We start from the raw sequence: 24,766 nt of genomic DNA, 5'->3' as shown, positions 1-24,766 counted from the left end.
ATGCAGTTCCCAGAATCCTGGTTGCGCGAGTTCTGCAACCCCCCGCTCGGCACGCAACAGCTCGCTGACCTGCTGACCATGTCCGGCCTTGAGGTCGAGAGCCTGGCGCCGGTGGCGCCGCCGTTCAGCGGCATCGTCGTCGCCGAGATCCTCGAAGCCGAGCCGCACCCTCAGGCCGACCGCCTGCGCGTCTGCAAGGTGTCCATCGGCGCCGCCGAGCCGCTGCAGATCGTCTGCGGCGCGCCCAATGCGCGCGCCGGCCTGAAGGCGCCGCTGGCCACTGTCGGCGCGGTCCTGCCGCCCGGCGAGGACGGCAAGCCGTTCAAGATCGGCGTCGGCAAGCTGCGCGGCGTGCAGAGCTTCGGCATGCTGTGCTCGGCGCGCGAACTGAAGATCGCCGACGAGCACGGCGGCCTGCTCGAACTGCCGGCCGACGCGCCGGTGGGCACCGACATCCGCGAATACCTGAAGCTCGACGACACCGTCTTCACGCTCAAGCTCACGCCCAACCTGGCGCACGCGCTGAGCGTCTACGGCATCGCACGCGAGGTCTCGGCGCTGACCGGCACGCCGCTGGTGACGCCAGCGATCGCGCCCGTCGTGCCGGCGCACGACCAGCGCCTGCCGGTCGAGGTGCAGGCCGCCGACCTGTGCGGCCGCTTCTCCGGCCGCGTCGTGCGCGGCGTCGACACGAAGGCCAGGACGCCGCAGTGGATGGTCGACCGCCTGGCGCGCTGCGGCCAGCGCAGCGTCAGCGCGCTGGTCGACATCTCGAACTACGTGATGTTCGAGTTCGGCCGCCCGTCGCACATCTTCGACCTCGACAAGATCCACGAGAAGCTGGTCGTGCGCTGGGGCCACGAAGGCGAGACGCTGAAGCTGCTCAACGGCAACACGATCACCGTCGACGCCAAGGTCGGTGTCATCGCCGACGCGGTGCAGGTCGAGTCGCTGGCCGGCATCATGGGCGGCGACGCCACCGCGGTGTCCGACGACACGAAGAACGTCTACGTCGAGGCCGCGTTCTGGTGGCCCGAGGCGGTGCAGGGCCGTTCGCGGCGCTACAACTTCAGCACCGATGCCGGCCACCGTTTCGAGCGTGGCGTCGACCCGGCGCTGACCGTCGAGCACATCGAACGCATCACGCAGCTGATCATCGACATCTGCGGCGGCGAAGCCGGCCCGATGGACGACCAGACGCTGGCGTTGCCGAAGGCCGAGCCGGTGACGCTGCGTGTCGAGCGTGCCGCCAAGGTCACCGGCCTGCCGCTGACGCAGCCGCAGTGCGCCGAGGTCTTCCGCCGCCTGGGACTGCAATTCAGCGAAGAACCCGGCCGCCTGACCGTGACGCCGCCGAGCTGGCGCTTCGACCTGAAGATCGAGGAAGACCTGATCGAGGAAGTCGCGCGGGTCGTCGGCTACGACAAGCTGCCCGCGACGCCGCCGCAGGCGCCGGTGACGGCGCGCGTGCGCCCCGAGGCGCGCCGCAGCGCGTCGGCGCTGCAGCGTGCGGTCGCCGCACTCGACTACCAGGAGACGATCAACTTCAGCTTCGTCGAGGAGCGCTGGGAGCGCGAGCTGGCCGGCAATGCCGACCCGATCAAGGTGCTGAACCCGATCGCCGCGCCGCTGGCGGTGATGCGCTCGAGCCTGATCGGCAGCCTGGTCGCCGTGCTGCGCGGCAACCTGGCGCGCAAGACGACGCGCGTGCGGGTCTTCGAGATCGGCCGCGTCTTCCGCCGCGACCCGGCGGCGGTCGACGGCCCGCTGGCCGTGGCCGGCGTCGCCCAGCCGCTGCGTGTGGCCGGCCTGGCCTACGGCGGCGTCGCGCCGCTGCAGTGGGGGCAGAAGGAGCGCCCGGTCGACTTCTTCGACGTCAAGGCCGATGTCGAGGCGCTGTTCGCGCCGCGCAAGCCGGTCTTCGTCGCCGCCGAGCACCCGGCGCTGCACCCGGGGCGCTGCGCGCGCGTCGAGGTCGACGGCCGTGCCGTCGGTTTCGTCGGCGAGCTGCATCCGAAGTGGCGCCAGGCCTACGAGCTGCCGCAGGCTCCGGTGGTCTTCGAACTCGAGGCTGCGGCGCTGCTCGAGCGCCCGCTGCCGAACGTCGAACCGCTGTCGCGCCAGCAGTCCGTCTGGCGCGATCTGGCGCTGGTGGTGGGCGAGGGCGTGCGCCACGACGCGCTGATCGCCGCCCTGCGTGCCGACGCCCTGGTGCGTCAGGCGACGCTGTTCGACCTGTACAAGCCGGCTCAGCCGGGTGGCGGTCTGGCCGCGGGCGAACGCAGCCTGGCCGTGCGCCTGGAACTGCTGGACCCGGCCGCGACACTGACCGAGGAGCGCATCGAAGCGGCCGTCGCCGCCGCCGTCGAGCGCGTGCAGGCCGCCTGCGGCGCGCGTCTTCGCACCTGAGCCCTAGCCGAGATCCGACATGACCGACACCGCACCGAAGGAACGCGTCATCCTGCCGTCGCTGGAGACGCCGACCCTCACGAAGGCCGAGCTCGCCGACCTGCTGTTCGACCGTCTGGGCCTGAACAAGCGCGAGTCCAAGGACATGGTCGAAGCCTTCTTCGAGATCGTGCACGGCACGCTCGTCGAAGGCGACGACGTCAAGCTCTCGGGCTTCGGCAACTTCAACATCCGCCGCAAGGCGCCGCGCCCGGGCCGCAACCCGCGCACCGGCGAGCTCATCCCGATCAAGGCGCGCAACGTCGTCACCTTCCACGCGAGTCACAAGTTGAAGGCGATCGTGCAGGGCGACACGCCGGCCGAGGTGGACTTCGAGTAAAGTCTCGATCCCGCGTCGATCCTGTTGTTTTCAATGGAGAAAACGCTCCCCTCCATCCCTGCCAAACGCTACTTCACGATCGGTGAGGTGAGCGAGCTGTGCGGCGTCAAGCCGTATGTGCTGCGGTACTGGGAACAGGAGTTCACGCAGCTCAAGCCGATGAAGCGGCGGGGCAACCGCCGCTATTACCAGCATCACGAGGTGCTGCTGATCCGGCGCATCCGCGAGCTGCTTTACGACCAGGGCTTCACGATCAGCGGCGCACGCAACCGGCTGGCCGACGGCCATCCGGCAGCGCGTGCCGCCGCGCTCGACGCCATCGACGGCTCGGTGCCGGCGGAGTTCGAGGGCGCCGCCGATCCGGCGGCCGAGGCGGTCGACTCCGAGCTCGCGACGGCTGCGGACTGGTCGGACGGGGTGTCGCATCTGCGGGCCGAACTGCTGTCGATCCGCGAGTTGCTGACGCCATGATTCACAAGCGCATTCCCTGAGGTATACTGCAGGGCTTCGTCGGGGTGTAGCGCAGCCTGGTAGCGCACTTGCATGGGGTGCAAGGGGTCGCGAGTTCGAATCCCGCCATCCCGACCATTGATAAGCCGAGGCCCGGTATCGCAAGATACCGGGCCTTTTGCTTGGGCCGCCAGTTGTGCCGCGTCTTTCCATTCGCGCCGGTGCGGCCTTGCGCTCGATTTGGACGATTGACGATGCCGATCTACGAATACGCCTGCCAGGACTGCGGCCAGCGCTTCGAGACGCTGGTGCGCTCGGACACTGTTCCCGAATGCCCGCACTGCCACTCGACGGCGCTGGACAAACAGCTGTCGGTTTTCGCCGCGGGCAAGTCCGAAGCCCATGCGCCCGCACCGATGCCGAACCCGTGCGCCGGCTGCGGCCGCGCCGGCGGCCCGGGTTCCTGCGCCTTCGACTGAGCCCGGCCGCCGCAGGCGGGCGGCTCAGGCCCCTCGTCGCAATCCGCCGCCCCTGAGTCGCGGGGCGCACCTCCTCTGGCAGCGCCCCGTCACCAGACGTCGGGCGGCGCCGGCGCGCGTCTGCGGGTCATACCTGCAAAGGTTTGGAGGACCGGAAACGGCGTTCCGCTGGTGGAATTCGTCTCACTGAATTGGCAGCCGCAAGGCTTAATCGGGAGACGATCATGTGGGACATCATTGCTGAAATCCTGGGCTTCCCTCGCACCGGCGGCCTCTGATTGATTATTGAATTGCGGTGCTGACCCGATGGAATTCGGCGGGATTTCGCTCCCGGCGCCATCGGTTTTCAGCGCGCAATGTTTTCTGCGCCCGGCAAGTGCTGGTGATCACGACCCGGGCCTTCGATGCGGGAGCGTTCGTCCCTCCAGCGCACTCGCGTCAGGCGTCGCCCGTCATGGGCGACGCCTCTTTTTTCGCCAACCGGGAGGCTCTCGCGTGCCGAGGCCTCAGAGCAGCCCGATCTCCATGGCTTTCAGCACCGCGCTGTGCTTGCTGGAGACCTCGAGCTTCGTCATCGCATTGCGAAGATGAAACACCACCGTGTGCTCGCTCATCGACAGGATCTGGCCGATCGCCCAGGCCGACTTGCCCTCGCGGGTCCATTGCAGCACCTCGCGTTCGCGCGGCGTGAGCTTCGGACGCTTCGGGACGTTGTCGAGCTTCGGCATCATCACCCGCGCCGCAGTCTCCTGGGCGTGCACCGCCAGCAGCTGCAGGTCGGCCATCAGGCGCATCAGTTCGCGCTCGTCGGCCGGCAATGCCTGTTCGCGGTCGACGCCGAACAGGAACTGGCGGCCGCCGGGCATGTGCAGCGACATCGAGATGCCGGTGCGGAACCCGTAGCGCGCCTGCGTTTCCCAGAGGTCGCCGGCGCCGGCCTCGACGTACGTCGTCTGGTCGTACACGAAGGGCACGCTCGCGGTGCGCAGGCGCTGCAGCACCGGGTCGCGCCGCGAGTCCGCCTCGTCCATCGACGCCTCGGCGAAGTCCGACGGCAGGTTGCTCAGGCGCGAGACGATGGACGGCTGCGACGGGCGCTTGATCATCAGCACGGCCTGGACGATCTGGAAGTCGAGATTCTGGGCAAAGCTCACGAGCCGCGACTTGAACGTCGCGTGATCGCTCGCGGTGCCAATGTCCAGAAAATCCCGGTATCTCATCGCCGTGACCAACATGCCGACCGTGGCGCATCGTCGCGCCCTTGCCGGCGAATTCCTTTGCAGATCGTCATCTAATGGGCACCGTTTGCGTCGAACCCTGGATGATCCGGATGTGGCCCATCCGTGAATGGTACATGCCGGACGACCCCGCCGAATGGCCGGCGTGGTGGCACATGGGAACTCGGGTGCGCGCGCCGCGTGACGAGCAGGGCCGCTGGCAAGGCGACACCGTGTGGGCTGCCACGCTCGAAGGCGTCGAGGTGGCCGCGACATGGAGCTGGACCGAACTGCGGCCCGGCGTGGTGGTGCTCAGCGATCCCAACGGGATCGAGTCCAACCTGCGCTGCGTCGGCGCGACCGCGCCGGCCGAAGAGGGGCTGTCGGCGATGGTCGCCCTCAACCGCCTGGCACACGAACTGCCGTGGTGCGAAACCGTGTGCACCATCCTGCGCATGGTGCGCCACCACTCGCCGGCGAAGGCCGAGCCGGCGCGTGTGCGATCGCCCCGGCGCCAGCGCGCATCCGTCGCCTGCTGAGCCGCGGCCCACACGCTCCGTTCGCCTCATTCCGGCGCGAACAGACGGACTCGCAGTGCCCAGCGCTGCGGCGTCAGCCCGCGGCAGTCTCCGCCGTCTGAGCCGAGGCGCGCACCAGCAGCCGCTTGCGCACCAGCTGCACGTGGCTGCGCAGGTCGTACAGCTCGCCCGTGTAGGCCAGCGGCAGGCCGATGCGGGCGATCTGCGCGTCGATGCGGTCGAGCTCGGCGTGCAGGCGGCCGAACTCCGCATCCGGCCGCTCGATGGCCTGCTCGAGCTCCCGCAGATTGGCGTACCAGCGGTAGACGCGCGAGCGGAAGCGCATCGCCAGCAGCGGCGGCAGCACGCGCGACAAGGGGATCAGTGCCGCGGCCAGCGGCAGCAGCACGATCCACATGCGGTCGACGAAGCTTGCGAACCAGAACGGGAAGTAGCGCTGCAGCCAGGGCGGGCCGCTGCGCGCGAATCGCTCGGCCTCCGGCGCCAGCGGCCACTCGGCACTGGCCGCCTGCGGGAACTCGTTGGGTGCGTGCAGCCAGCCGGCCCCCCCATGCGCCTGGCGGGCGGCCTGTACCAGCAGTTGAACCAGCGCCGGGTGCAGGTCCTGCCGGGCCACCAGCGAGGCGCTGGTGGCCACCAGGTGCAGGTCGTGCGGTGGCTGGTCGTGCGCCAGGTCGACGACGCCTCGCGGCAGCGCCAGCGCGTGCAGGAACGGGAACCGACGGGCGTAGGCCTGGGCCTGCTCGAAGTCCATCAGCCGCACGCCGGGTGCGCGCAGCAGGTACTGCACCAGCGGCGCATCGGCGGCCGAGACCATCGCCAGCGCGTCGGCCCGGCCCTCGACGAGCTCGACGACGCCGAACACGGTCGGCCGGTGCTCGAGCCGCATCGCTCTTGGGTCGACGCCGTTGGCGGCCAGGATCTGCCGCCACAGCGGCGCCGTGCCGCCGCCTTGCGGGCCGACCTCGACGCGCCAGCCGGCCATCTGCGCCACGCGGTTCGGCCCCCTTGGCCCGAAACCCCGCGCACTGGCCTCGCGGTAGAACACCCACAGCGGCTCGTGCGCGATCGTGCCCAGCGACTGCAGCGTGTCGGAGTCCCGGTCAACGATCTCGTCGACGCCGCCTTGCACGAACGCCACCTGCACGCCGGAGGCCGGATCGCGCAGCAGCCGGAGGTTGTCGGCCGAGCCGCCGGTGGGCCGGATCTCGACCTCGACACCGTGCGCGCGCAGCAGCGGGACGTAACGCCGCGCGAACTCCTCGTAAGCGCCTTGTGCCGGCCCGCTGGCCATGACGATGCGGCGCTCGGGCGTCGGCTCCAGCCAGCGGTAGGCCACCCAGGCCGCCGCCACGGCCGCCACCGCCAGGGCCAGCGAGGCCCAGGCCGACAACTGCAGCAGCGCGTCACGCCAGCGCAGCGCGAGCGGGCGGGCCAGCGGTGCGCGCGGGGAAGGGGGGCCGGAGTCCATCGGGCACGACGATAACGGAGAGAAGATCGGGCTGCTTTCCGTCAGATGGCATCGTCTCTCGTGTTCCGGCAGGCGGACGCACGCAGGACTCAGGGAAAGTGACTAGTGTTTGTCGCAACCACATGCCCGTCCGGCATTCGTGATTAGGATTGGCGCATGACGGAACGCAGTACCGGACCTGCGCCCGCCTCGGAGCCGTCACCGCGGGACGCTGGCAAGTCGATCTCGCCCCGGTGGAGCGGCACCCTGCGCGCGGCACTCTGGCTTCTTGGCCCAGCCGACCGCCTGGCTCGCCTGTGGTACGCGCTGCGCAGCGCTGCGGTGCGTCGGCGCTCGGTCGTCTTGCCGCTGCAGAGGGGCGTCTCGGCCTGTGCAGGCGGCGTCGCGATGGCGCCCTGCACGATGCCGGCCGTGGTGTCCGCCGGGCGCCATGGCGCACCGGCGCCCGCCGGGCGATCGCAGCCCGAGGTGATGCGCCTGATCGAGTCCGTGCTGCTGCCCGGCCTCGTGGCCTGGCACCAGTCGCTGCCGGCTGTCGTCGACGAGCGCCGGGCCATCGAACTGGCCCGCCGCCTGGTGGGGCCCACCGGCACTGGCGTGCGAGAGCTGCTGTGCGAGCACTTCGCCGGCCACGGTTCACTGCACCGCCTGTTCACCGGGCTCGTCGAGCCGGCGGCTCGACGCCTGGGTGATCTGTGGTCGTCCGACGACTGCACCGAGAGCGAGGTCACCATCGGGCTGTGCCGGCTGCTGTCGGAGCTGCGCCAGCTCGACGGCTGCGGCTCGCGCGTCGCCGGCCATGCTGGCCGTGCCGCGCTGGTCGTGCCCTTGCCCGGCGAGCCCCACATGCTCGGCGCCGCGCTCGACGCCGAGTCGCTCTGGCAGGCCGGCTGGCTGCCGCAGTCCGAGTACCCGGAAACCGACGACGCCCTGCAGACCCTGGTTGCCGCGCGCCACTACGACGTGCTCTGCATCTCGCTGAGCCCGTCGTTCCGTCGCTCGCACCGGCTCGACCGCCTGGCGCAGTTCATCTCCCGGGCCCGTGCCGTGTCGCTCAACCCGAATCTGGTCGTCGTCGTCAGCGGGCGGGCCTTCCACGAGGACCGCAGCGCGGCGCGCCGCGTCGGCGCCGACGGCAGCAGCCGCTGGGCCTCGCGCTTCGAGCTGCTGCACTGACTCCGGCGGCCGCGCCGGCCGGGATCACTCGCAGCGCCGCAGCTGCGCGTCGGGCAGCTCGGCCAGTGGCCGCCAGCCCAAGGTCCGTGCCTCGTCCAGCATCGCGCCGGGCACATCGACGACCAGGATGCGGCCATCTGACAGGCCGCACATCGCCGCGCGGATGCGCCCATCGTGGCCGCAGCGCGGTGCGGTCGCCTGCACGCCGGCAGCCGCCAGGCGCTGCAGCGCGGCGTCCATCGGATCGGCCGCGGCCGGCTCGCACTGCCGCGTGCCCGCGGAAAGAAAGACGCTCACGCGCTCGCCATCGGCCGATGCGCAGCCGCCGCCCAGCGTCGAAACCAGCACCAGGCCGATGACGGCCCGCCTCTGGCGGCGGGCGCTGCGAACAGGATCGTTCATCGGCCCATGCTCGCGCCGGGCGCGCCCCGGGTCAAGCGCGGCCTCAGTGGCGCGAGAAGAGGTCACGCAGCTTGCACAGCAGCCGCGTGACGTCCGGTCGGGTGTCGGGCAGCGGGTCGCCCGCGATCAGGCGCTCGAGCGCGCGGCGCGGGTCCGACTCGCCGGTGCGCACGACCTCCGCGCCCCAGCTGGCCATGTGACGCACGAAGCCGTCACCGGCACTGCCCACGACCAGCATCTCGCAGCCGCGCAGCGGATGCGGGCCGTCGTCCCTGAAGTGATGCGGCAGCTGCTCCCGGCTCAGCTCGAGGGGCTGCGGCTGCGGCAGCGGCTGGCCGGCGCGGCATTCGTAGACGAGCCAGTGGCGACACTGGCCGGCGTGGCCGGCGATGCGGCCGGCGTTCTCGTCGACGGCGACAGCGATGCGCATGGCGCGGCGGGCCTCAGCGTGCAGCCGCCACCCGCGCCTGCAGCGGCGCAGGCGCGGCGGCCTGGACGACGGGAACCGATCGATCGTGGACGGAGAGCGGGGGCAAGAAGCGGTTCATGGCGTCAGGGGTCACCAGGATGAGTCCTTATACCAGAGCGTTGCTGCGCTGCAGCATGTTCCATGCGTGGCACCGTGACGGTCGTGCTCGACACGGTCCGCGCCGGATGCAGCACGCCCAGGCCGCTCACGTCGCTGTCATGCAGCGCCGGCTCAATGAGCGGCAGGTCGCAATCGACCGCCTGGCGGGCGGCCGACGCGTCGGCGAAACGGCTTCGAGGCAGGTCGGCATTCGGGGTCATGCGCACGCGGGGCCAAGACCGCGCCTGCGGCCAAGGCGCCCTGTGCCGCCTGCGGCGTCATTCACGAGAGGGAACGTGCAGATCGTCTACGTCACCGAAACCTATCCGCCCGAAGTCAACGGCGTCGCGCTGACGACCGCGCGCACCGTGGCCCACCTCCGGGCCGCAGGCCACCCGGTGCATCTGGTGCGCCCGCGCCAGCGTGGCGAGGCGGCACGCGATGACGCCGACGAATGGCGCTGTGCCGGCGCGCCGATCCCGATGTATCCCGAGCTGCGCTGGGGACTGGCGACACGGGCCGCGTTGCGTCGGCGCTGGCGTCGGATCGCGCCGGCACTGGTGCATGTCGCGACACCCGGGCCGCTGGCGCACGCCGCGCTGGCCGTCGCCCGCGCCGAGGGCATCCCGACCAGCGCCGACTTCCGCACCAACTTCCACGCCTATAGCCGGCACTACGGGCTGGGCTGGCTGGAGCCGCTGGTGATGGCCTGGCTGCGGCGTCTGCACGAGCGCGCCGACTGCAGCTTCGTGCCGACCGCCGCATTGGCGGCCGAGCTCGCGGCAGCCGGCTTCCGGCGGCTGGCGGTCAGCGGCCGCGGCGTCGACGCCCGGCGTTTCGATCCGGCGCGGCGCGACGACAGGCTGCGTGCCGCCTGGGGCGCCGCCGCCGCTGACCCGGTGCTGCTGCACGTCGGCCGGCTGGCGGCGGAGAAGAACGTCGCGCTGGCGCTGCGCTGCTGGGAGCGGCTGCGCGCCGCCCGGCCGGGGCTGCGCATGGTGGTCGTCGGCGACGGCCCGCAGCGTCCGAGCCTGCAGCGCCGTCACCCCGAGGCGTGTTTCGTCGGCCAGCGCACCGGCGAGGAGCTCGCGCGTCACTACGCCAGCGCCGACGCCTTCGCCTTCCCGAGCCTGACCGACACCTTCGGCAACGTGACGCTGGAAGCCCTGGCCAGCGGGCTGGCGCTCGCCGCCTTCGACACCGCCGCCGCCGCGGTGCACGTGGTCGACGGCGACAACGGCTGCCTGGCGCCGCCGGGCGACGAAGCCGGCTTCGAGGCCGCACTGGCCCGCGCGCTGGCGCAGGCCCGGCCCGGCTCGGCCCTGCGCCGCCGGGCCCGCGAGAGCGCTGTCGCGGCCGACTGGCCTCTCGTGCTGCAGCGTTTCGAGCAGGTCTTGTGCGCGGTGGCCGAGCGCCGCGGCGCAGGGCGGCTGGGCGATGCCGCTCCGGCCTGATCTCTCGCGCCGGCACGGCGCCGCGTCCGGCCTGCCACCAGCGGAACAGGGGCCATCTGCAGCGACGCAGAATCGACGCATGCGCCTCCCGTTCCAGACCCTGGCCCTGATCCAGGCCCCGATGGCCGGCGTACAGGACGAGTGCCTGGCGCTGGCTGCCGCCGACGCCGGCGCGATCGGCTCGCTGGCAGCGGCGATGCTGCCGCTGCCAGCGCTCGAGCACGCGCTGCAGCGGCTGCGTGACGCCGGCCGGCCATACAACGTCAACTTCTTCGCCCACGTGCCGCCGCCGCCCGCGGCGGCGTTCGACCGCCGCTGGCTGGCCGCGTTGGCGCCGTACTACGACGAACTGGGCCTGCCGCTGCCCGGGCCCGGTGCGGCAGTGGCCAGCCGACAACCCTTCTGCGCCGAGGCCGCGGAGCTGCTGGAGGCCGTGCGTCCGCCGATCGTCAGCTTCCACTTCGGCCTGCCCGAGCCGGCCTTGCTGGCGCGCGTGCACCGCTGGGGCGCCTTCGTGCTGGCTTCGGCGACGACGCTGGACGAGGCGTTGTGGCTGCAGGCCCGCGGCGTCGATGCCGTCATCGCCCAGGGGCTGGAGGCCGGCGGCCATCGCGGCCACTTCCTCGACCCGGACCCGGCGCGCCAGCTCGACACCGCGACGCTGGTCTCGGCGCTGGTGGCGCGGCTGGACGTGCCGGTCATCGCCGCCGGCGGCATCGCCGACGCGGCCGGCGTGCGTGCGGTGATGGAGCGCGGCGCCGCGGCCGTGCAGTGCGGCACCGCCTTCCTGCTCTGCGACGAGGCCCGCACCTCGGCGCTGCACCGCGCCCGGCTGCGCGAGCCGTCGGAGCCGACGGCGCTGACCAACCTGTTCTCCGGCGGCCTGGCGCGCGGGCTCGTCAACCGGGCGATGCGCGAGCTGGGCCCGCTGAGCGCGGTGGCGCCGCCGTTCCCGCTGGCGTCGGCGGCGCTGGCGCCGCTGCGTGAACGTGCCGAGGCGCTGGGCCGCGACGACTTCACGCCGCTGTGGTCGGGCACGCGCCGCGACGGCTGCCGCGAAGCGCCCGCGGCCGAGGTCGTCAAGGCCCTGGCCGCCGGCTTCGACGCCTGAGCCCGTGGCGCCACGGCCACGGCGCGAAGCCCCCCGCATCGGTCCGGGCACTGCGATTGCCAGATGATGGAGACAGGAGCTGCCGGTGATGAACCCCGTCGTCTGGCTTGCCGTCGGCGGGGGCGCCCGCAGGATCACGCGCTCCGACGCGCAGCAGGGCCTGTTCCTCCACGCCGTCGGCGGCGTCATCGGCGCGGCGTTGGCGGTCTGGCTGCTGTCGCCGCAGGTCGGCATCGGCGAGTCCAGCCTTGGCGCGCTCCTCGTTTCGCTGGCCGGCGCGGTCATCGTGCCGGCCCTCGTCAACCTGTTCCGTCGCGGCACGCCGCGTTGACTGGAGATCCCCGATGACTTCGACTCCCGACGACACCCCCCGCGCTGCCGCCGCCGCCACGGCCGGCAGCCCCGACGGCCGCGTCCAGCAGGACGAACTGCTGCAGCGCGTGGTGCAGGGCGCGCACGAGACCATCGACCGTCTGGCCGATCGTGCCGCGCCGCACGTCAGCCGGCTGCACGACGGCGTGCACGACGCCCAGGAGCGCCTGCATGCCAAGGCCGATGCCTTGCGCGAGACCGGCGACGAGTGGACCGAGAGCCTGCGCGAGACGGTGCGCGAGCACCCGATCGCCGCGATCGCCACCGCGCTGGCCGTCGGTGTGCTGATCGCGCGCCTGACGCGCTGAGCGGCGCCGATGGACGACGCCCGCAGCGCAGCACCGGACGGCGAGGGCGGGGCCGGTGCGGCCTCGTCCCCGCCGCCGCCCCAGGGCTGGCTGGACACGTTGCAGTCGTTGCTGCAGGAACTGCCCGGCCTGGTCAGCGACCGGGTCGAGCTGCTGTCGCTCGAGCTGGTGCGCGCCGGCCGTGCGCTGGCGCAGATCCTGATGCTGGTCGTGGCGGTCGCGGTGCTGGCCGTCACCGGCTGGCTGGCGCTGTGGGCCGGCGCCACCGTCGCGCTGCTCGAAGCCGGCCTGCACTGGGCCTGGGCACTGGCCCTGGTGCTGGCGCTGAATCTGGCGGCGGCGCTGCTGGCGCTGCGGCGCATCCGCCGTCTGGTGCCGCTGCTGCAACTGCCGCGCACGCGGCGTCACCTGACGCTGACGCCGGCGGCCCCGCCGCGCCAGGCCAACCCGGGCCCTGCCGATGAACGTGCTGCCGCCTGACGCCGACCTGGACGCGCGCATCGAGGCGGCCGAGGCGGCGCTGATCGCGCGTCAACGGCGGCTGGTCGCCGGCGCCGAGACGCTGGGCCGGCGTGCGCGCCGCGCGGCCAGCCCGTGGCGCCTGGCGGCCTCGGGGCTGGCCGTGCTGCTCGCCGGAACAGCGCTGTGGCGCGTGCTGAAGACGGGGCCGGCCACCGTGCCGCCGTCCGCCCGCGTGCCGCCGCCCGTGGGTGGCGACGCCGCCGCGCTGCCCTGGGCCAGCCTGCTGGGGCTGCTGTGGCCGCTGCTGCCGGCACGCTGGCGCGACCGCACCAGCCCCGCCACGGCGGCTGCCGTGCTCGGAGTCGGCGTGCCGCTGCTGCAGAAGTGGATGCAGCCGCCGGCCTGGCCGCCGCTGGCCACCGTCGAGCACGTCGACCTGGCGCGCTACGCCGGCACCTGGCACGAGGTGGCGCGGCTGGGCTCGCGGCGCGCGGCCGCGGGCGGCGGCTCGCCGCAGGTGCACTACACCCTGTCCGGCGACGGGCTGCGGGTCGAGAACCGCAGCCGTGGGGCCGACGGCCGCGAGCGTGTCGCCCGCGGCGTGGTGCGCGTGGTGCCGGGCAGCGGCAATGCCCGGCTGGAGCAGAACTTCCTGCCGTCCTGGCTGCACGCGCTGCCGCTGGGCTGGGCCGACTGCCGCATCCTCGCGCTGGATCGCGGCTACACGGTGGCGCTGCTCGGCCACCCGAGCCGGGAGTCACTGTGGCTGCTGTCGCGCACGCCGTCGGTCGCGCCGCAGACGCTGCAGGCCCTGCTGGACATCGCGCGCAGCGAAGGCTTCGCCGTCGAGCGGCTGCACCTGCATCTCCCGCCGGAGGCCGAAGCCGCCGACCCGGGCGGCGACGCCGCGACGCGCACACCGGGCCGCGTCTGACGACGCGAACAGCGGGGGCACCGCGTTCCCCCGCCGCGGTCACACCGTCAGGCGTGCGGGCTCGCGCCTCGTCGCGCCTGCTCCAAGGCCGGGCGCGCGCTGCACACGGCTTCGTCCTACGCCACCGTGCCTTGCCGCCCGACCTGCACCCGCCGGGTGGCGGCGTACGGTTGTCGTCATGGGGCAGCCTTCCCGGCGGCCCGTCACGAGGACGGCGACGAGCCTGTACGACCGCCCGATGCCGGCCGGCTCGACCCCGCCCTCGCACCAGGAGATGTCCGATGAACCCGATGTCCCCCCTGATCGCCGCGCTGGCCCTGGCCGCCGGCAGCGCCATCGCCCAGGAGCCGCTGGCCGAGCCGGCCCGCGTGCCGCCCGGCGTGCGCCTGGTGCCGGTGGCCGAGCCGGCCCGCGTGCCGCCCGGCGTGCGCCTGGTGCCGGTGGCCGCTCCCGAGGCGCCGTCACGCGCGGCCGTGCGCGACGAGTACCTGCGTGCGCGCGCCGATGGCACGCTGACCCCCGACGGCGAAGCCGGCGACACGCCGGCGGTGCTGGCGGCGCGTGAACAGGCGCACCGGCAGCAGCATGCCGCCTGGGACGCCGTGCCCGACCGCCTGGCGGCGCTGGCCGCGGCCCGGGCGGCCGCGACCCGGATGTCCGGCCCGGCGGCGGTGGACGGCGCCGACGTCTACGAGATGCAGGACGAGCGCGGCGAGCTGGTCGGCTTCCTCTTCGTCGTCGAGTGAGACGCTGGCGGCAGCGCCAGGCCGCAGGCCCGGCGCTGCCGCGGCTTGTGCCAGGGCAAGCACACGGCCGTCGGAAGGGGCAGAATGCGGGTTGGCAACCATACCCTGCCCCGTATCATGACCGACTCCTATCGCGACCTCACCGCCTCGATCTCGGCCTCGCTGGCCAAGCTGCGCGCCGACATTCCCGACACCACCCGGGGCTTCTCCGCCCTGGCCATGGCGGCCACGAAGAGCGGCACGCTGGACAAGAAGACCAAGGAACTGATCGCGATGGCGCTGTCGGTCGGCGCACGCTGCGATCCCTGTGTCGGCTTTCACGCCGACGCGCTGGTCAAGCTCGGCTGCACGCGTGCCGAGTTCGAGGAGATGCTGGGGCTGTGCGTCTACATGGGCGGCGGGCCTTCGCTGATGTACGCGGCCAAGGCCCTGCAGGCCTACGAGGAGTTTGGCGGCGAACGTGCGGCGCCCGCCGCCTGAGACCGCGGCGGCACGGCTGCCGATAACATCGCTGCCATGACTGTCCGCGTCCCGTGCCGCCGCCGCGGCCCGTTCCGCGCCGGGGCAGGGGGCCGCTGATGCAGGTCACCGCCAACGGCATCGCCATCGAAGTCGACGACCGCGGCCCGCCCGACGGCACGCCGCTGGTGCTCGTGATGGGGCTGGGCATGCAGCTCACGGCCTGGCCCGAGGAGTTCGTGCAGCAGCTCGTCGAGCGGGGCTTTCGCGTCGTGCGCTTCGACAACCGCGATGCCGGCCTGAGCCAGGGTTTCGACGCGCTGGGCGTGCCCAACCTCGCGTTCGCCGGCATCCGTTACGCGCTGCACCTGCCGTCACGCTCGCCGTACCGGCTGGCCGACATGGCGGCCGACACGCTGGGCGTGATGGACGCGCTGGGACTGGCTACTGCGCACCTGTGCGGCGCCTCGATGGGCGGCATGATCGCCCAGCACATCGCCGCGCGTCGCCCGGAGCGCGTGCGCAGCCTGGCGCTGATGATGACGACCTCGGGCGCGCGCGGCCTGCCGCAGCCGACGCTGCGCGCGCGCCAGGCGCTGCTGGCCCGGCCCGCCGACAACTCGCGCGCCGCGATCGTCGCCCACCTGGAGCGCGTGATGCAGCGCATCGGCAGCCCCGGCTATCCGCCCGACCCGGCGGTGATGCGCCGCCGCTTCGAGCAGGCGGTCGACCGCGCCTGGCGCCCGGCCGGCACGGCGCGCCAGATCGCCGCCGTCATCGCCGACGGCGACCGCACGCCGATGCTCGGCGCGATCCGCGCGCCGACCGTCGTGCTGCACGGCCGCGCCGACCCGCTGGTGCCGCCGGCGGCGGCGCACGACCTGGGCGTCAAGATCCGCGGCGCGCAGGTCGAGATCGTCGACGGCATGGGCCACGACCTGCCGGCCGAACTGCTGCCGCGTTTTGCCGACACGATCGAAGCCAATACACGCCGGGCCTGAGACCGGCTTCTTGCCGTCCGGTCGCTGGTGATAATCGCTCGCGGAGGACCTTGGGGAGGCCGCTCTTGGAAGTGCGAGACAAGCACCACGTCCACATCGTGGGCCGCGCCGGCGCGGCCCGGAGCCTCGTGTTCGCGCACGGTTTCGGCACCGATCAGCGCGCCTGGGACACGATCTGGCCCGCATTCGCCGACGAGTTCCGCATCGTGCTGTACGACCACGTCGGCGCCGGCCGTTCGGACCCGGCGGCCTTCGAGCAGCATCGTTACCTGACGATGGACGGCTACGCGCGTGACCTCAACATGCTGCTCGACGAACTGGCACTGAAGGACGTCGTGCTGGTCGGCCATTCGATGGGCGCCACGGCCGCCATGCTCGCCGCGATCGCGCGTCCGGAGCAGTTCGCGCGCCTGGCCTGCATCGGCGCGTCGGCGCGTTACCTCGACGAGCCCGGCTACCACGGCGGCTTCAGCGAGGCCGACCTGAACGCGCTGTACCGCGCGGTGACGATCGGCCGTGACGCCTGGGCCGAACAGTTCGCGCCGGTGGCGATGGGCAACCGCGACCGGCCCGAACTCGCCGAGCACTTCGCCCGGACGATCAAGAGCGTGCCGTCCGACGCGATCCTGACCGTGCTGTGCTCGATCTTCCAGTGCGACTACCGCCAGACCCTGCAGCGCCTGCAGCGCCCGACGCTGCTGCTGCAGACACGAGCCGACGCCGCCGTGCCGCTGGAGGCGGCCGAGTTCCTGCACCGCACGATCGCCGGCAGCACGCTGCGTGTCATCGATGCCGAAGGTCATCTGCCGCACATGAGCGCCCCGGAGCGCGTGATCGAGGCCCTGCAGGACTTCGTGCGCGCGCCGGGCTGAGACAATCGAGGGCTGCGCCGCCCGGCGCCCGAGACCTGCGATGTCTGCCGTTCCTGCTTCCGTCCCTGCCGTCGAACCCAGCCCCTGGCGCCTCTGCGTGGCGCCGATGCTGGACTGGACCGACCGCCACTGCCGCCACTTCCACCGCCTGCTGACCCAGCACGCGCGCCTGTACACCGAGATGGTGACCACCGGCGCGCTGCTGCACGGCGACCAGCCGCGACACCTCGACTTCGGCGACGAGGAGCATCCGGTGGCGCTGCAGCTGGGCGGCAGCGAGCCCGCCGACCTGGCCGTCTGCGCGAAGCTGGCCGAGCGCTGGGGCTACGACGAGGTCAACCTGAACTGCGGCTGCCCCAGCCCGCGTGTGCAGCGTGGTGCCTTCGGCGCCTGCCTGATGAACGAGCCGGCGCTGGTCGCCGACGCGGTGAAGGCCATGCGCGACGCGGTGTCGCTGCCGGTGACCGTCAAGCACCGCATCGGCCTGGGCAAGGACGAGAGCTACGGCTTCGTGCGCGACTTCGTCGGCCGCGTGGCCGAGGCCGGTTGCGAGGTCTTCATCGTGCACGCGCGCAACGCCTGGCTCGAAGGCCTGAGCCCGAAGGAGAACCGCGACATCCCGCCGCTGCGCTACGAGGTCGCGCACCGGCTGAAGGCCGAGTTCCCGCAGCTCACGATCGTCGTCAACGGCGGCATCGCCGGCGACGAGGCGATCGCCGCGCAGCTGGCCCACGTCGACGGCGTGATGGTCGGCCGCGCCGCCTACCACGAGCCCTGGACGCTCGCGACCTGGGACGAGCGCTTCTTCGGCGAGCCCGCGCCGGCGCAGGACCGTGCGGCCGTGGAGCTGGCGATGGTGCGCTACATGGAGCGTCAGGCCGCCGCCGGCGTGCCCTGGGCGCACGTCGCGCGCCACATGCTGGGCCTGTGGAACGGCGAGGCCGGAGCGCGGCGCTGGCGCCAGGTCTGGTCGGACCACCGCCTGAAGGCCGAGCCGGCGGCCGTCGTGCACGCGCTGGCGCAGCGCCCGGCGCGCGCCGCGGCGGAGCAGGGCGCTCCGGCGGCTTGACATTCGGCAGCCGCAGACGCGGCACCGCGACGTAGGATGCGGCCATCGCCGGCGGCGTGAACGCCGGCGGCACGAGGCCGGCCGCCTCCGCGGGCGCCGGCCTTCCTCGTTCCCGACTCCGCCGCGTGCCGCGGCGCTTCGACGACCTATGACGAAACGACTCGCCATCATCGGCGGCAGCGGCCTGTACGACCTGCCCGGCCTCACCGACACCCGCTGGGTCTCGGTCGACACGCCCTGGGGCGCGCCCTCCGACGAGATCTTCCTCGGCCGCCTGGGCGACGCCGAACTGGCCTTCCTGCCGCGCCACGGCCGCGGCCACCGCATCCCGCCGAGCGAGGTCAACTACCGCGCCAACATCGCCGCGCTGAAGCAACTGGGCGCCACCGACGTGCTGTCGTGCAGCGCCGTCGGCGGCCTGCGCGCCGACCTGCCGCCGGGCACCTTCGTCATCGTCGACCAGTTCATCGACCGCACCTTCGCGCGCGAGAAGAGCTTCTTCGGCACCGGCTGCGTGGCCCACGTCTCGATGGCCGACCCGACCTGCCCGCGCCTGGGCGACCACGTGCAGAAGCGCCTGGCCGAGCAGGGCGTACCGCATGTTCGCGGCGGCACCTACCTGACGATGGAAGGGCCGCAGTTCTCCACGCGCGCCGAGTCGCACCTCTACCGCTCGTGGAACTGCAGCGTCATCGGCATGACCAACATGCCCGAGGCCAAGCTCGCACGCGAAGCCGAGCTCTGCTACTGCTCGGTCAGCATGGTCACCGACTTCGACTGCTGGCACGTCGGCCACGACGCCGTGACCGTCGACGCGATCGTCAAGGTGCTGCTGGACAACGCCGAGAACGCACGCCAGATGGTGCGCGGCCTGGCCGAGGACGTCGCCCACGACGAACACGCCACCGCCTGCCGCTGCCGCCACGCGCTGGACAACGCGATCATCACCGCGCCCGCCGCACGCGACCCCGAGGTCGTCAAGCGCCTGCAACCCATCGCCGGCCGGGTGCTCGGATGAAGGTCGACGGAACCCCGCTGCGCACCATCCGCGCCGTCGCCGGCGGCGAGGCGGTCGAGATCATCGACCAGCGCCTGCTGCCGCACCGCCTGGTCATCGAACGCGTCGCCAGCGCCGACGAGATGATCGTCGCGATCCGCGACATGTGGGTGCGCGGCGCGCCGCTGATCGGCGCCAGCGCCGCCTACGGCGTGGCGCTGCTGATGAACGCCGACGCCGGCGATGCCGCGCTCGAAGCCGGCTGCGAACGCATCCGCGCCGCGCGCCCGACCGCCGTCAACCTGGCCTGGGCCGTCGACCGCATGCTGAGCCACCTGCGCCCGCTGCCGGCCGCCGAGCGCCGCGCCGCCGCCTGGGCGCTGGCCGACGCGATCGCCGAGGAAGACGTGGCCGTCAACCGTGCCATCGGCGACCACGGCCTGGCGCTGATCGAGGCCATCGCGGCGAAGCGCCCCGGCCCGGTCAGGGTGCTGACGCACTGCAACGCCGGCTGGCTGGCCACCGTCGACTGGGGCACCGCGACGGCGCCGATCTACCGCGCCCAGGAGCGCGGCATCGAGCTGCACGTCTGGGTCGACGAGACCCGCCCGCGCAACCAGGGCGCGAGCCTCACGGCCTGGGAACTGGGCAAGGCCGGCGTGCCGCACACGCTGGTCGCCGACAACGCCGGCGGCCATTTGATGCAGCGCGGCGAGGTCGACCTGTGCATCGTCGGCTGCGACCGCGTGACGATCCGCGGCGACGTCTGCAACAAGATCGGCACCTATCTGAAGGCGCTGGCCGCGCACGACAACGGCGTGCCGTTCTACGTCGCGATGCCGACCTCGACGCTGGACCCGAAGCTCGCCGACGGCGTGCGCGAGATTCCGATCGAGGAACGCAGCGCGCGCGAGGTGACGCACATCGCCGGGCTGACGGCGGCCGGCGAACTGGCCGAGGTCTGCCTGGTGCCCCAGGGCACGACGGCCGCCAACCCGGCCTTCGACGTCACGCCGGCGCGCCTGGTCAGCGGCCTCGTCACCGAGCACGGCGTCTTCCCGGCCGACGAGACGGCGCTGCGCGCGCTGGCCGCCCGGAGCGCACGATGAGCGTGCCCTTCGTCGAGGTCGCCGCACGCGAGGACGCCGCCGCCGCGGTGCGGCTGCTCGACGCGCGCGGGCTGAACCGCGGCAGCACCGGCAACCTCAGCGTTCGCTGCGGCGACGCGATGCTGATCACGCCGACCGGCATGGGCTCCGAGGTCTGCGGCGAGGACTTCGTGCGGGTCTTCCTCGCCGACGGCCGTGTCGAAGGGACCTGGCAGCCGTCGTCGGAATGGCATTTCCACCAGGCGGTCTACCGCGCCCGGCCTGACCTGAACGCCGTCGTGCACACGCATTCGCCCAACGCGACGGCGCTGGCCTGCCTGGACCGGCCGCTGCCGGCCTTCCACTACATGATCGCGGTGGCCGGTGGCGACACCGTGCCGCTGGTGCCGTATCACACCTTCGGCACCGAGGCGCTGTCGGCGGCGGTCGGCGAGGCGATGGCCGATCGCAAGGCCTGCCTGCTGGCGCACCACGGGCTGGTGGCCGCCGGCGCGACGCTGGCCGAGGCGATGAAGGTCTGCCTGGAGATCGAGTCGCTGTGCGAGGTCTACCTGAAGGCGCTGGCGGTGACCGAGCCGCGTGTGCTCGGCCGTGCCGAGATGGACGAGGTGATCGCCAGGTTCCGCAGCTACGGCCGCAGCGCGCGGCGCGGCTGACGGCGTAGGACAGGCCGTACAGCGGCTTAGGAGCCCGCCGACGCCGGCCGCACCGGCGGTGTTCCACACTGGTTCCATCGGGGCCACCGAGCCCCGGATCCTGCAAGGAGTGGAACCATGAACACGACACGCCCTCTCGCCATTGCCAGCGTTGTGGCCGCCGTGGCGCTCGCCGGGTGCTCCGGCATGACGACCCAGCAGCGCGACACCGCGATCGGCGCCGGCATCGGCGGTGTCGCCGGCTCGGTGCTGACCGGCGGCAGCGCGGCCGGCACGATCGGCGGCGCCGCGGTCGGTGGCGTCATCGGCCACGAGACCAGCAAGGGCAAGAAATGAGGCTGGGGTCAGAAAGGCCGGAAAGGCCGGGGTCAGGTCCCTCGGGACCTGACCCCTACCGCTGACCCCTACCGCTGCCCCGCCGCTGCCCCCTGCCGCGCCGGCCAGGTGGCGAGCAACAGCCCGCTCAGCGCCAGCGCAAATGCCCAGGCATGGCCGGCGCCGAAGTGCTCGCCGAGGAAGACGACGCCGACCAGCGCGGCGGCAACCGGCAGCATCACGGTGAACACCCCCGCCTGCGACGCCGGCACGTGGCGCAGCCCGGCCATCCACAGCCAGACCGTCACCATGCTGGCGGCGATGGCGTAGAACACCAGCAGCGCCCAGGTCGACGGCGCGACGGCGCCGAAGTCGAAACTGAGCGCCTGCCAGACGCCGAACGGCGTGACCAGCGCCAGCCCCCAGAGGTTGATCAGCGCGCTGATGCGCTTGGGCGAGACGTTGCCGGTGAGGCGTTTGCCGATGACGACGTAGCTCGCTTCGCAGACCACGGCCCCCAGCAGCAGCGCGTAGCCCCACCAAGGGGCCTCGGCCTCGGCGCTGCCGGCCGGCGCCTTGGCCAGCGCCAGCAGCGCGATGCCGGCGACCGCCAGCACGATGGCCGCCATCACGCGGCGCGAGATGCGTTCGCCGAGGAAGATCCGCGACAGGATCGCCACCGCGGCGGGGATTGCCGCCATCACGACACCGGCGGCCAGCGCCGAGGTCGCCTTGACGCCGAACAGCATGCAGATGCTGAACAGGAAGTTGCCGAGAAAACTCTCCCAGAACAGCAGCTTGCGGTCGTGCGCCGACAAGGGCGCTTCGTTGGCCGGGCGCTTGACCCAGTGCGCCATCGCCACCGCGGCGATGCCGAACCTCAGCCAGGCGAGCAGAAAGACGGGCAGCGCCGCGACGAGCAGCCGCGACAGGCCGACATAGCAGCCGACCAGCGCCATGCCGGAGGCCAGGCAGGCATAGGCCAGCAGCGGAACACGAGGCGAGGTCATCAGAAAGCCGCAGCGTAGCGCTCCAGCTCCCAGCCGCTGACGTGGCGCGTGTACGCGGTCCACTCGGCGCGTTTGAGGCGCAGGAACTCCGGGCCCAGCGTGGGCCCGAGCGCGCCCAGCACCACCGGGTCGGCGGCCAGCGCGTCCAGCGCCTCGGCCAGCGACTGCGGCAGCAGGCCGATGTCGCGCGCGCGGATCGTCGCCAGGTCGAGTGCGAACAGGTCGTCGTCGACGGCCGGCGGCGGCACCAGGCCGCGTTCGAGGCCGTCGAGCCCGGCGGCGATCAGCCCTGCGGTGGCCAGGTATGGGTTGGCGCTGACGTCGGGCAGCCGCCACTCGAAGCGGCCGGGCAGGGTGCGCACGAGCGCGGTGCGGTTGTTCGGCCCGTGGGCGATGTAGGCCGGCGCCCAGGTCGTGCCCGACAGCGATTCGCCGACGGTCAGCCGCTTGTAGGAGTTGACGGTCGGCGCGGCGAGTGCGGCCAGCGCCGGCGCATGGGCCAGCACGCCGGCGACGAAGGCCGGCAGCACGTCGGCCGCCGGTTCGGCGCCGCGCCACAGCGAGACGTGGAAATGCAGCCCGCTGCCCGGCTGGTTGGCGAAGGGCTTGGGCATCATCGAGAAGACGAGCCCACGCTCCTCGGCCAGTGCATGCGCGGCCAGCTTGAACAGCATCAGGTGGTCGCAGCTCGCCAGCGCCTCGTCGTGCGCGAAGTTGACCTCGTACTGGCCGTGGGCGTCCTCGTGGTCGATCTGCAGCACGTCCAGCCCGGCGTCGGCCAGCGCGGAAGACAGCGCGTGCAGAAACCCATGCTGGCGCGGCAGCGACTTCAGGTCGTACGACGGTTTGTCCAGGCGGTCGGCGTCGTCGGCCGGCAGCCAGCGGCCGGCGGCGTCGCGCTTGAGCAGGAAGAACTCGGGCTCGATGCCGGTCTGCATCGCGAGCCCGTGCGCGGCCAGACGCTCGCGCGCGCGGCGCAGCACCTGGCGCGGACAGGCGTCGAAGGGTTCGCCGGCCACGAAACCGTCGCCGACCAGGCGTGCGACCCCCGGCCACCACGGCAAGGGCAGGGCGGTCGCGGCGTCGCCGCGGGCGTAGTACTCGGAGCGCGGGCCGCAGCGCGGCAGCGCCGTGCCCCAGATCGACGGCCCGGCGAAACCGGCGCCGGTGGCGAGCACCTCGTCCAGGTGCGCCAGCGGCACGAGCTTGCCCTTGGCGACGCCGTGCACGTCGGTGAACTGGACCAGCAGCGTGTGCACGCCGGCGGCTTCGAGCCGCTCGCGCAGCGGCTTCATGCCGGGTTGATGCGCAGCCAGGTGGTCTTCAACTCGGTGTACTTGTCGAAGGCGTGCAGGCTCTTGTCGCGGCCGTTGCCGCTCTGCTTGTAGCCCCCGAACGGGACGGTGATGTCGTCCTCGTCGTACTGGTTGACGTGCACGGTGCCGGCGCGCAGCGCACGCGCGACGCGGTGCGCGCGGTGCACGTTGTCGCTCCAGACACTGGCCTGCAGGCCGTAGGCGCTGGCGTTGGCCATCGCCACCGCCTCGACCTCGTCGGCGAAACGCAGCACCGACAGCACCGGGCCGAAGATCTCCTCGCGGGCGATGCGCATCGTGTTCGTCACGCCGGCGAAGACCGTCGGCTCGACGTAGAAGCCGCCGCTGTCGGCGCGCGCGCGCCGGCCGCCGGCCAGGCAGCTCGCGCCTTCGGCCAGGCCGGCGTCGATGTAGCCTAGCACGGTGGCCATCTGCTGCTCGTCGACCAGCGCGCCCATCACGGTCGAGGGCTCCAGCGGGTCGGCCGGCGTGAACCTGGGCGCCAGCGCCGCCACGCGTGCGGCGAACTCGTCGGCGATGCTGTCGTGCACCAGCAGGCGCGACGGTGCGTTGCAGCTCTCGCCCTGGTTGAAGAAGATGCTGTCGGCCACCGTCTCGGCGGCGCGGCCCAGGTCGGCGTCGGGGAAGACGAGGAAGGCCGACTTGCCGCCCAGCTCGTTGTAGACGCGCTTCAGGTTGGAGCGGCCCGCGTACTCCAGCATGCGCCGGCCGATGCGCGTGCTGCCGGTGAAACCGATCGCGTCGACGTCGGGGTGCAGCGCCAGCGCCTCGCCGGCTTCGCCGCCGTAACCCGGCACGACGTTGAAGACACCCGGCGGCAGCCCGGCCTCGATGGCGATCTCGGCCAGGCGCAGCGCGGTGTACGGGCTCTTCTCGCTGGGCTTCAGCACCACCGAGTTGCCCGCCGCCAGCGCCGGCCCGAGTTTCCAGGCGGCCATGATCATCGGGTAGTTCCAGGGCACGATGGCGCCGACGACGCCCATCGGCTCGCGCGTGATCAGCGCCAGCGCGTTCTCGGCGGTCGGCGCGATCTCGTCGTAGACCTTGTCCACCGCCTCGGCGTACCAGGCGATGCAGCGTGCCGTCGCCGGCACGTCGACGGCCAGCGACCAGCGGATCGGCTTGCCCATGTCCAGCGTCTCGAGCAAGGCCAGCTCGTCCTTGGCGGCGAGGATGGCGTCGGCGAAACGCTGCAGGATCTTCTTGCGCACCGCCGGGGCCTTGCCGGCCCAGCGGCGGTCGTCGAAGGCGGCGCGGGCCGCAGCCACCGCGCGGTCCACGTCCTCGGCGCGGCCGCGCACCACGTCGCCGAGGCGGCGGCCGTCGATCGGTGAGCGTTTCTCGAAGGTCTCGCCGGAGGCTCCGGCAATGCGCTGGCCGTCGATCAGCGCGCGGCCGTCGAAGGCCAGCGCCGCGGCACGTTCGTGCCAGTTCGGGGTAGAGGAAGTCATCGCGTCTCCTGGA

General features: G+C 72.6%; 29 protein-coding genes and 1 tRNA gene. 22 read left to right on the top strand and 8 right to left on the bottom strand.

All coding sequences use genetic code 11. The features are described 5' to 3' along the window. From pheT to LOC65_RS11905, 5 genes are all read left to right on the top strand, one after another. Positions 1-2,409 (top strand): phenylalanine--tRNA ligase subunit beta, encoded by a 2,409-nt coding sequence (gene pheT / locus LOC65_RS11925; protein ID WP_230247623.1) that lies wholly within the window; start codon positions 1-3, stop codon positions 2,407-2,409. Positions 2,410-2,428: 19 nt separating this feature from the next. After that, on the top strand, positions 2,429-2,788 hold the full coding sequence (locus LOC65_RS11920) for an integration host factor subunit alpha (RefSeq protein ID WP_009856971.1): 360 nt from the start codon (positions 2,429-2,431) through the stop codon (positions 2,786-2,788). Between the two features lie 33 nt (positions 2,789-2,821). Continuing rightward, positions 2,822-3,259 (top strand): MerR family transcriptional regulator, encoded by a 438-nt coding sequence (locus LOC65_RS11915; protein WP_009856970.1) that lies wholly within the window; start codon positions 2,822-2,824, stop codon positions 3,257-3,259. Positions 3,260-3,299: 40 nt separating this feature from the next. Next, positions 3,300-3,376 (top strand) — tRNA-Pro (locus tag LOC65_RS11910). A gap of 116 nt (positions 3,377-3,492) precedes the next feature. Beyond that, positions 3,493-3,717, top strand: coding sequence for a zinc ribbon domain-containing protein (locus LOC65_RS11905; RefSeq protein ID WP_009856969.1), 225 nt, complete (start codon positions 3,493-3,495; stop codon positions 3,715-3,717). A gap of 506 nt (positions 3,718-4,223) precedes the next feature. Here LOC65_RS11905 and LOC65_RS11900 read toward each other — a convergent pair. After that, positions 4,224-4,952, bottom strand: a complete 729-nt coding sequence (locus LOC65_RS11900; protein WP_230247622.1) for an autoinducer binding domain-containing protein — start codon at positions 4,950-4,952, stop codon at positions 4,224-4,226. Positions 4,953-5,071: 119 nt separating this feature from the next. On the opposite strand from LOC65_RS11900, the gene LOC65_RS11895 reads away from it, so the two are divergent. Then, a complete protein-coding gene (locus LOC65_RS11895; RefSeq protein WP_206023550.1) occupies positions 5,072-5,473 on the top strand; it encodes a hypothetical protein in 402 nt (133 codons plus the stop codon). Between the two features lie 73 nt (positions 5,474-5,546). On the opposite strand, the gene LOC65_RS11890 is transcribed toward LOC65_RS11895, so the two are convergent. Next, the gene (locus LOC65_RS11890) at positions 5,547-6,944 is read right to left on the bottom strand and encodes a TAXI family TRAP transporter solute-binding subunit (RefSeq protein WP_230247621.1); all 1,398 of its coding nucleotides are present in this window, start codon (positions 6,942-6,944) and stop codon (positions 5,547-5,549) included. A 387-nt stretch (positions 6,945-7,331) separates the two neighbouring features. On the opposite strand from LOC65_RS11890, the gene LOC65_RS11885 reads away from it, so the two are divergent. Continuing rightward, positions 7,332-8,120 (top strand): B12-binding domain-containing protein, encoded by a 789-nt coding sequence (locus LOC65_RS11885; RefSeq protein WP_230247620.1) that lies wholly within the window; start codon positions 7,332-7,334, stop codon positions 8,118-8,120. A 24-nt stretch (positions 8,121-8,144) separates the two neighbouring features. Here the strand turns inward: LOC65_RS11885 and LOC65_RS11880 are convergent, their stop codons facing one another. From LOC65_RS11880 to LOC65_RS11870, 3 genes are all read right to left on the bottom strand, one after another. Further along, positions 8,145-8,522, bottom strand: a complete 378-nt coding sequence (locus LOC65_RS11880; protein ID WP_230247619.1) for a hypothetical protein — start codon at positions 8,520-8,522, stop codon at positions 8,145-8,147. Between the two features lie 43 nt (positions 8,523-8,565). Then, positions 8,566-8,952, bottom strand: coding sequence for a hypothetical protein (locus LOC65_RS11875; RefSeq protein WP_230247618.1), 387 nt, complete (start codon positions 8,950-8,952; stop codon positions 8,566-8,568). 122 nt (positions 8,953-9,074) lie between these two features. Continuing rightward, a complete protein-coding gene (locus LOC65_RS11870; RefSeq protein WP_230247617.1) occupies positions 9,075-9,311 on the bottom strand; it encodes a hypothetical protein in 237 nt (78 codons plus the stop codon). Between the two features lie 75 nt (positions 9,312-9,386). Here LOC65_RS11870 and LOC65_RS11865 point away from each other — a divergent pair, with 75 nt between their 5' ends. The 15 genes from LOC65_RS11865 (at position 9,387) to LOC65_RS11795 (ending at position 20,976) form a co-directional block, all read left to right on the top strand. Next, positions 9,387-10,544 carry a glycosyltransferase gene (locus tag LOC65_RS11865; RefSeq protein ID WP_230247616.1) on the top strand — a complete coding sequence of 386 codons (1,158 nt, stop codon included), beginning with the start codon at positions 9,387-9,389 and terminating at the stop codon, positions 10,542-10,544. A gap of 79 nt (positions 10,545-10,623) precedes the next feature. After that, positions 10,624-11,655, top strand: coding sequence for a nitronate monooxygenase family protein (locus tag LOC65_RS11860; RefSeq protein WP_230247615.1), 1,032 nt, complete (start codon positions 10,624-10,626; stop codon positions 11,653-11,655). An 88-nt stretch (positions 11,656-11,743) separates the two neighbouring features. Then, entirely contained in the window at positions 11,744-11,986 is a 243-nt protein-coding gene (locus LOC65_RS11855) for a GlsB/YeaQ/YmgE family stress response membrane protein (protein WP_230247614.1), read from the top strand. A gap of 13 nt (positions 11,987-11,999) precedes the next feature. After that, positions 12,000-12,335: a YqjD family protein gene (locus LOC65_RS11850; protein ID WP_009856959.1), complete on the top strand. Its 336-nt coding sequence runs from the start codon at positions 12,000-12,002 to the stop codon at positions 12,333-12,335. Positions 12,336-12,344: 9 nt separating this feature from the next. Beyond that, on the top strand, positions 12,345-12,815 hold the full coding sequence (locus LOC65_RS11845) for a phage holin family protein (protein ID WP_230247613.1): 471 nt from the start codon (positions 12,345-12,347) through the stop codon (positions 12,813-12,815). Continuing rightward, positions 12,796-13,731 carry a lipocalin family protein gene (locus LOC65_RS11840; RefSeq protein WP_230247612.1) on the top strand — a complete coding sequence of 312 codons (936 nt, stop codon included), beginning with the start codon at positions 12,796-12,798 and terminating at the stop codon, positions 13,729-13,731. The genes LOC65_RS11845 and LOC65_RS11840 overlap by 20 nt, the downstream gene beginning before the upstream one ends. A gap of 281 nt (positions 13,732-14,012) precedes the next feature. Further along, positions 14,013-14,477, top strand: coding sequence for a hypothetical protein (locus LOC65_RS11835; RefSeq protein WP_230247611.1), 465 nt, complete (start codon positions 14,013-14,015; stop codon positions 14,475-14,477). A 117-nt stretch (positions 14,478-14,594) separates the two neighbouring features. Further along, on the top strand, positions 14,595-14,957 hold the full coding sequence (locus tag LOC65_RS11830; RefSeq protein ID WP_009856955.1) for a carboxymuconolactone decarboxylase family protein: 363 nt from the start codon (positions 14,595-14,597) through the stop codon (positions 14,955-14,957). 98 nt (positions 14,958-15,055) lie between these two features. Beyond that, positions 15,056-15,937: an alpha/beta fold hydrolase gene (locus tag LOC65_RS11825; protein WP_230247610.1), complete on the top strand. Its 882-nt coding sequence runs from the start codon at positions 15,056-15,058 to the stop codon at positions 15,935-15,937. A gap of 71 nt (positions 15,938-16,008) precedes the next feature. Beyond that, on the top strand, positions 16,009-16,809 hold the full coding sequence (locus tag LOC65_RS11820) for an alpha/beta fold hydrolase (RefSeq protein WP_230248288.1): 801 nt from the start codon (positions 16,009-16,011) through the stop codon (positions 16,807-16,809). Positions 16,810-16,849: 40 nt separating this feature from the next. Further along, positions 16,850-17,878, top strand: a complete 1,029-nt coding sequence (gene dusA, locus LOC65_RS11815; RefSeq protein WP_230247609.1) for a tRNA dihydrouridine(20/20a) synthase DusA — start codon at positions 16,850-16,852, stop codon at positions 17,876-17,878. Between the two features lie 148 nt (positions 17,879-18,026). Next, positions 18,027-18,896, top strand: a complete 870-nt coding sequence (locus tag LOC65_RS11810) for an S-methyl-5'-thioadenosine phosphorylase (protein ID WP_230247608.1) — start codon at positions 18,027-18,029, stop codon at positions 18,894-18,896. After that, positions 18,893-19,984: an S-methyl-5-thioribose-1-phosphate isomerase gene (gene mtnA, locus LOC65_RS11805; protein ID WP_009856950.1), complete on the top strand. Its 1,092-nt coding sequence runs from the start codon at positions 18,893-18,895 to the stop codon at positions 19,982-19,984. The genes LOC65_RS11810 and mtnA overlap by 4 nt, the downstream gene beginning before the upstream one ends. Further along, positions 19,981-20,640 carry a class II aldolase/adducin family protein gene (locus LOC65_RS11800; RefSeq protein ID WP_230247607.1) on the top strand — a complete coding sequence of 220 codons (660 nt, stop codon included), beginning with the start codon at positions 19,981-19,983 and terminating at the stop codon, positions 20,638-20,640. Before mtnA ends, LOC65_RS11800 begins: the two co-directional genes overlap by 4 nt. Before the next feature lie 117 nt (positions 20,641-20,757). Next, positions 20,758-20,976, top strand: coding sequence for a glycine zipper 2TM domain-containing protein (locus LOC65_RS11795; RefSeq protein ID WP_009856948.1), 219 nt, complete (start codon positions 20,758-20,760; stop codon positions 20,974-20,976). A 68-nt stretch (positions 20,977-21,044) separates the two neighbouring features. Here the strand turns inward: LOC65_RS11795 and LOC65_RS11790 are convergent, their stop codons facing one another. Genes LOC65_RS11790 through LOC65_RS11780 form a run of 3 tightly spaced genes read right to left on the bottom strand, consistent with a single transcriptional unit; the run spans position 21,045 to position 24,753 of the window. Next, positions 21,045-21,965 carry a DMT family transporter gene (locus LOC65_RS11790; RefSeq protein WP_230247606.1) on the bottom strand — a complete coding sequence of 307 codons (921 nt, stop codon included), beginning with the start codon at positions 21,963-21,965 and terminating at the stop codon, positions 21,045-21,047. Next, positions 21,965-23,260 carry a type III glutamate--ammonia ligase gene (locus LOC65_RS11785; RefSeq protein WP_230247605.1) on the bottom strand — a complete coding sequence of 432 codons (1,296 nt, stop codon included), beginning with the start codon at positions 23,258-23,260 and terminating at the stop codon, positions 21,965-21,967. The genes LOC65_RS11790 and LOC65_RS11785 overlap by 1 nt, the downstream gene beginning before the upstream one ends. Beyond that, on the bottom strand, positions 23,257-24,753 hold the full coding sequence (locus LOC65_RS11780) for an aldehyde dehydrogenase (RefSeq protein ID WP_230247604.1): 1,497 nt from the start codon (positions 24,751-24,753) through the stop codon (positions 23,257-23,259). Before LOC65_RS11780 ends, LOC65_RS11785 begins: the two co-directional genes overlap by 4 nt. Between the last annotated feature and the right edge of the window lie 13 nt (positions 24,754-24,766).

The organism is Rubrivivax sp. JA1055, from assembly GCF_020966565.1.
Classification (GTDB): Bacteria; Pseudomonadota; Gammaproteobacteria; order Burkholderiales; family Burkholderiaceae_C; genus Rubrivivax; species Rubrivivax benzoatilyticus.
This window is presented reverse-complemented; position numbering and strand designations above follow the sequence as displayed.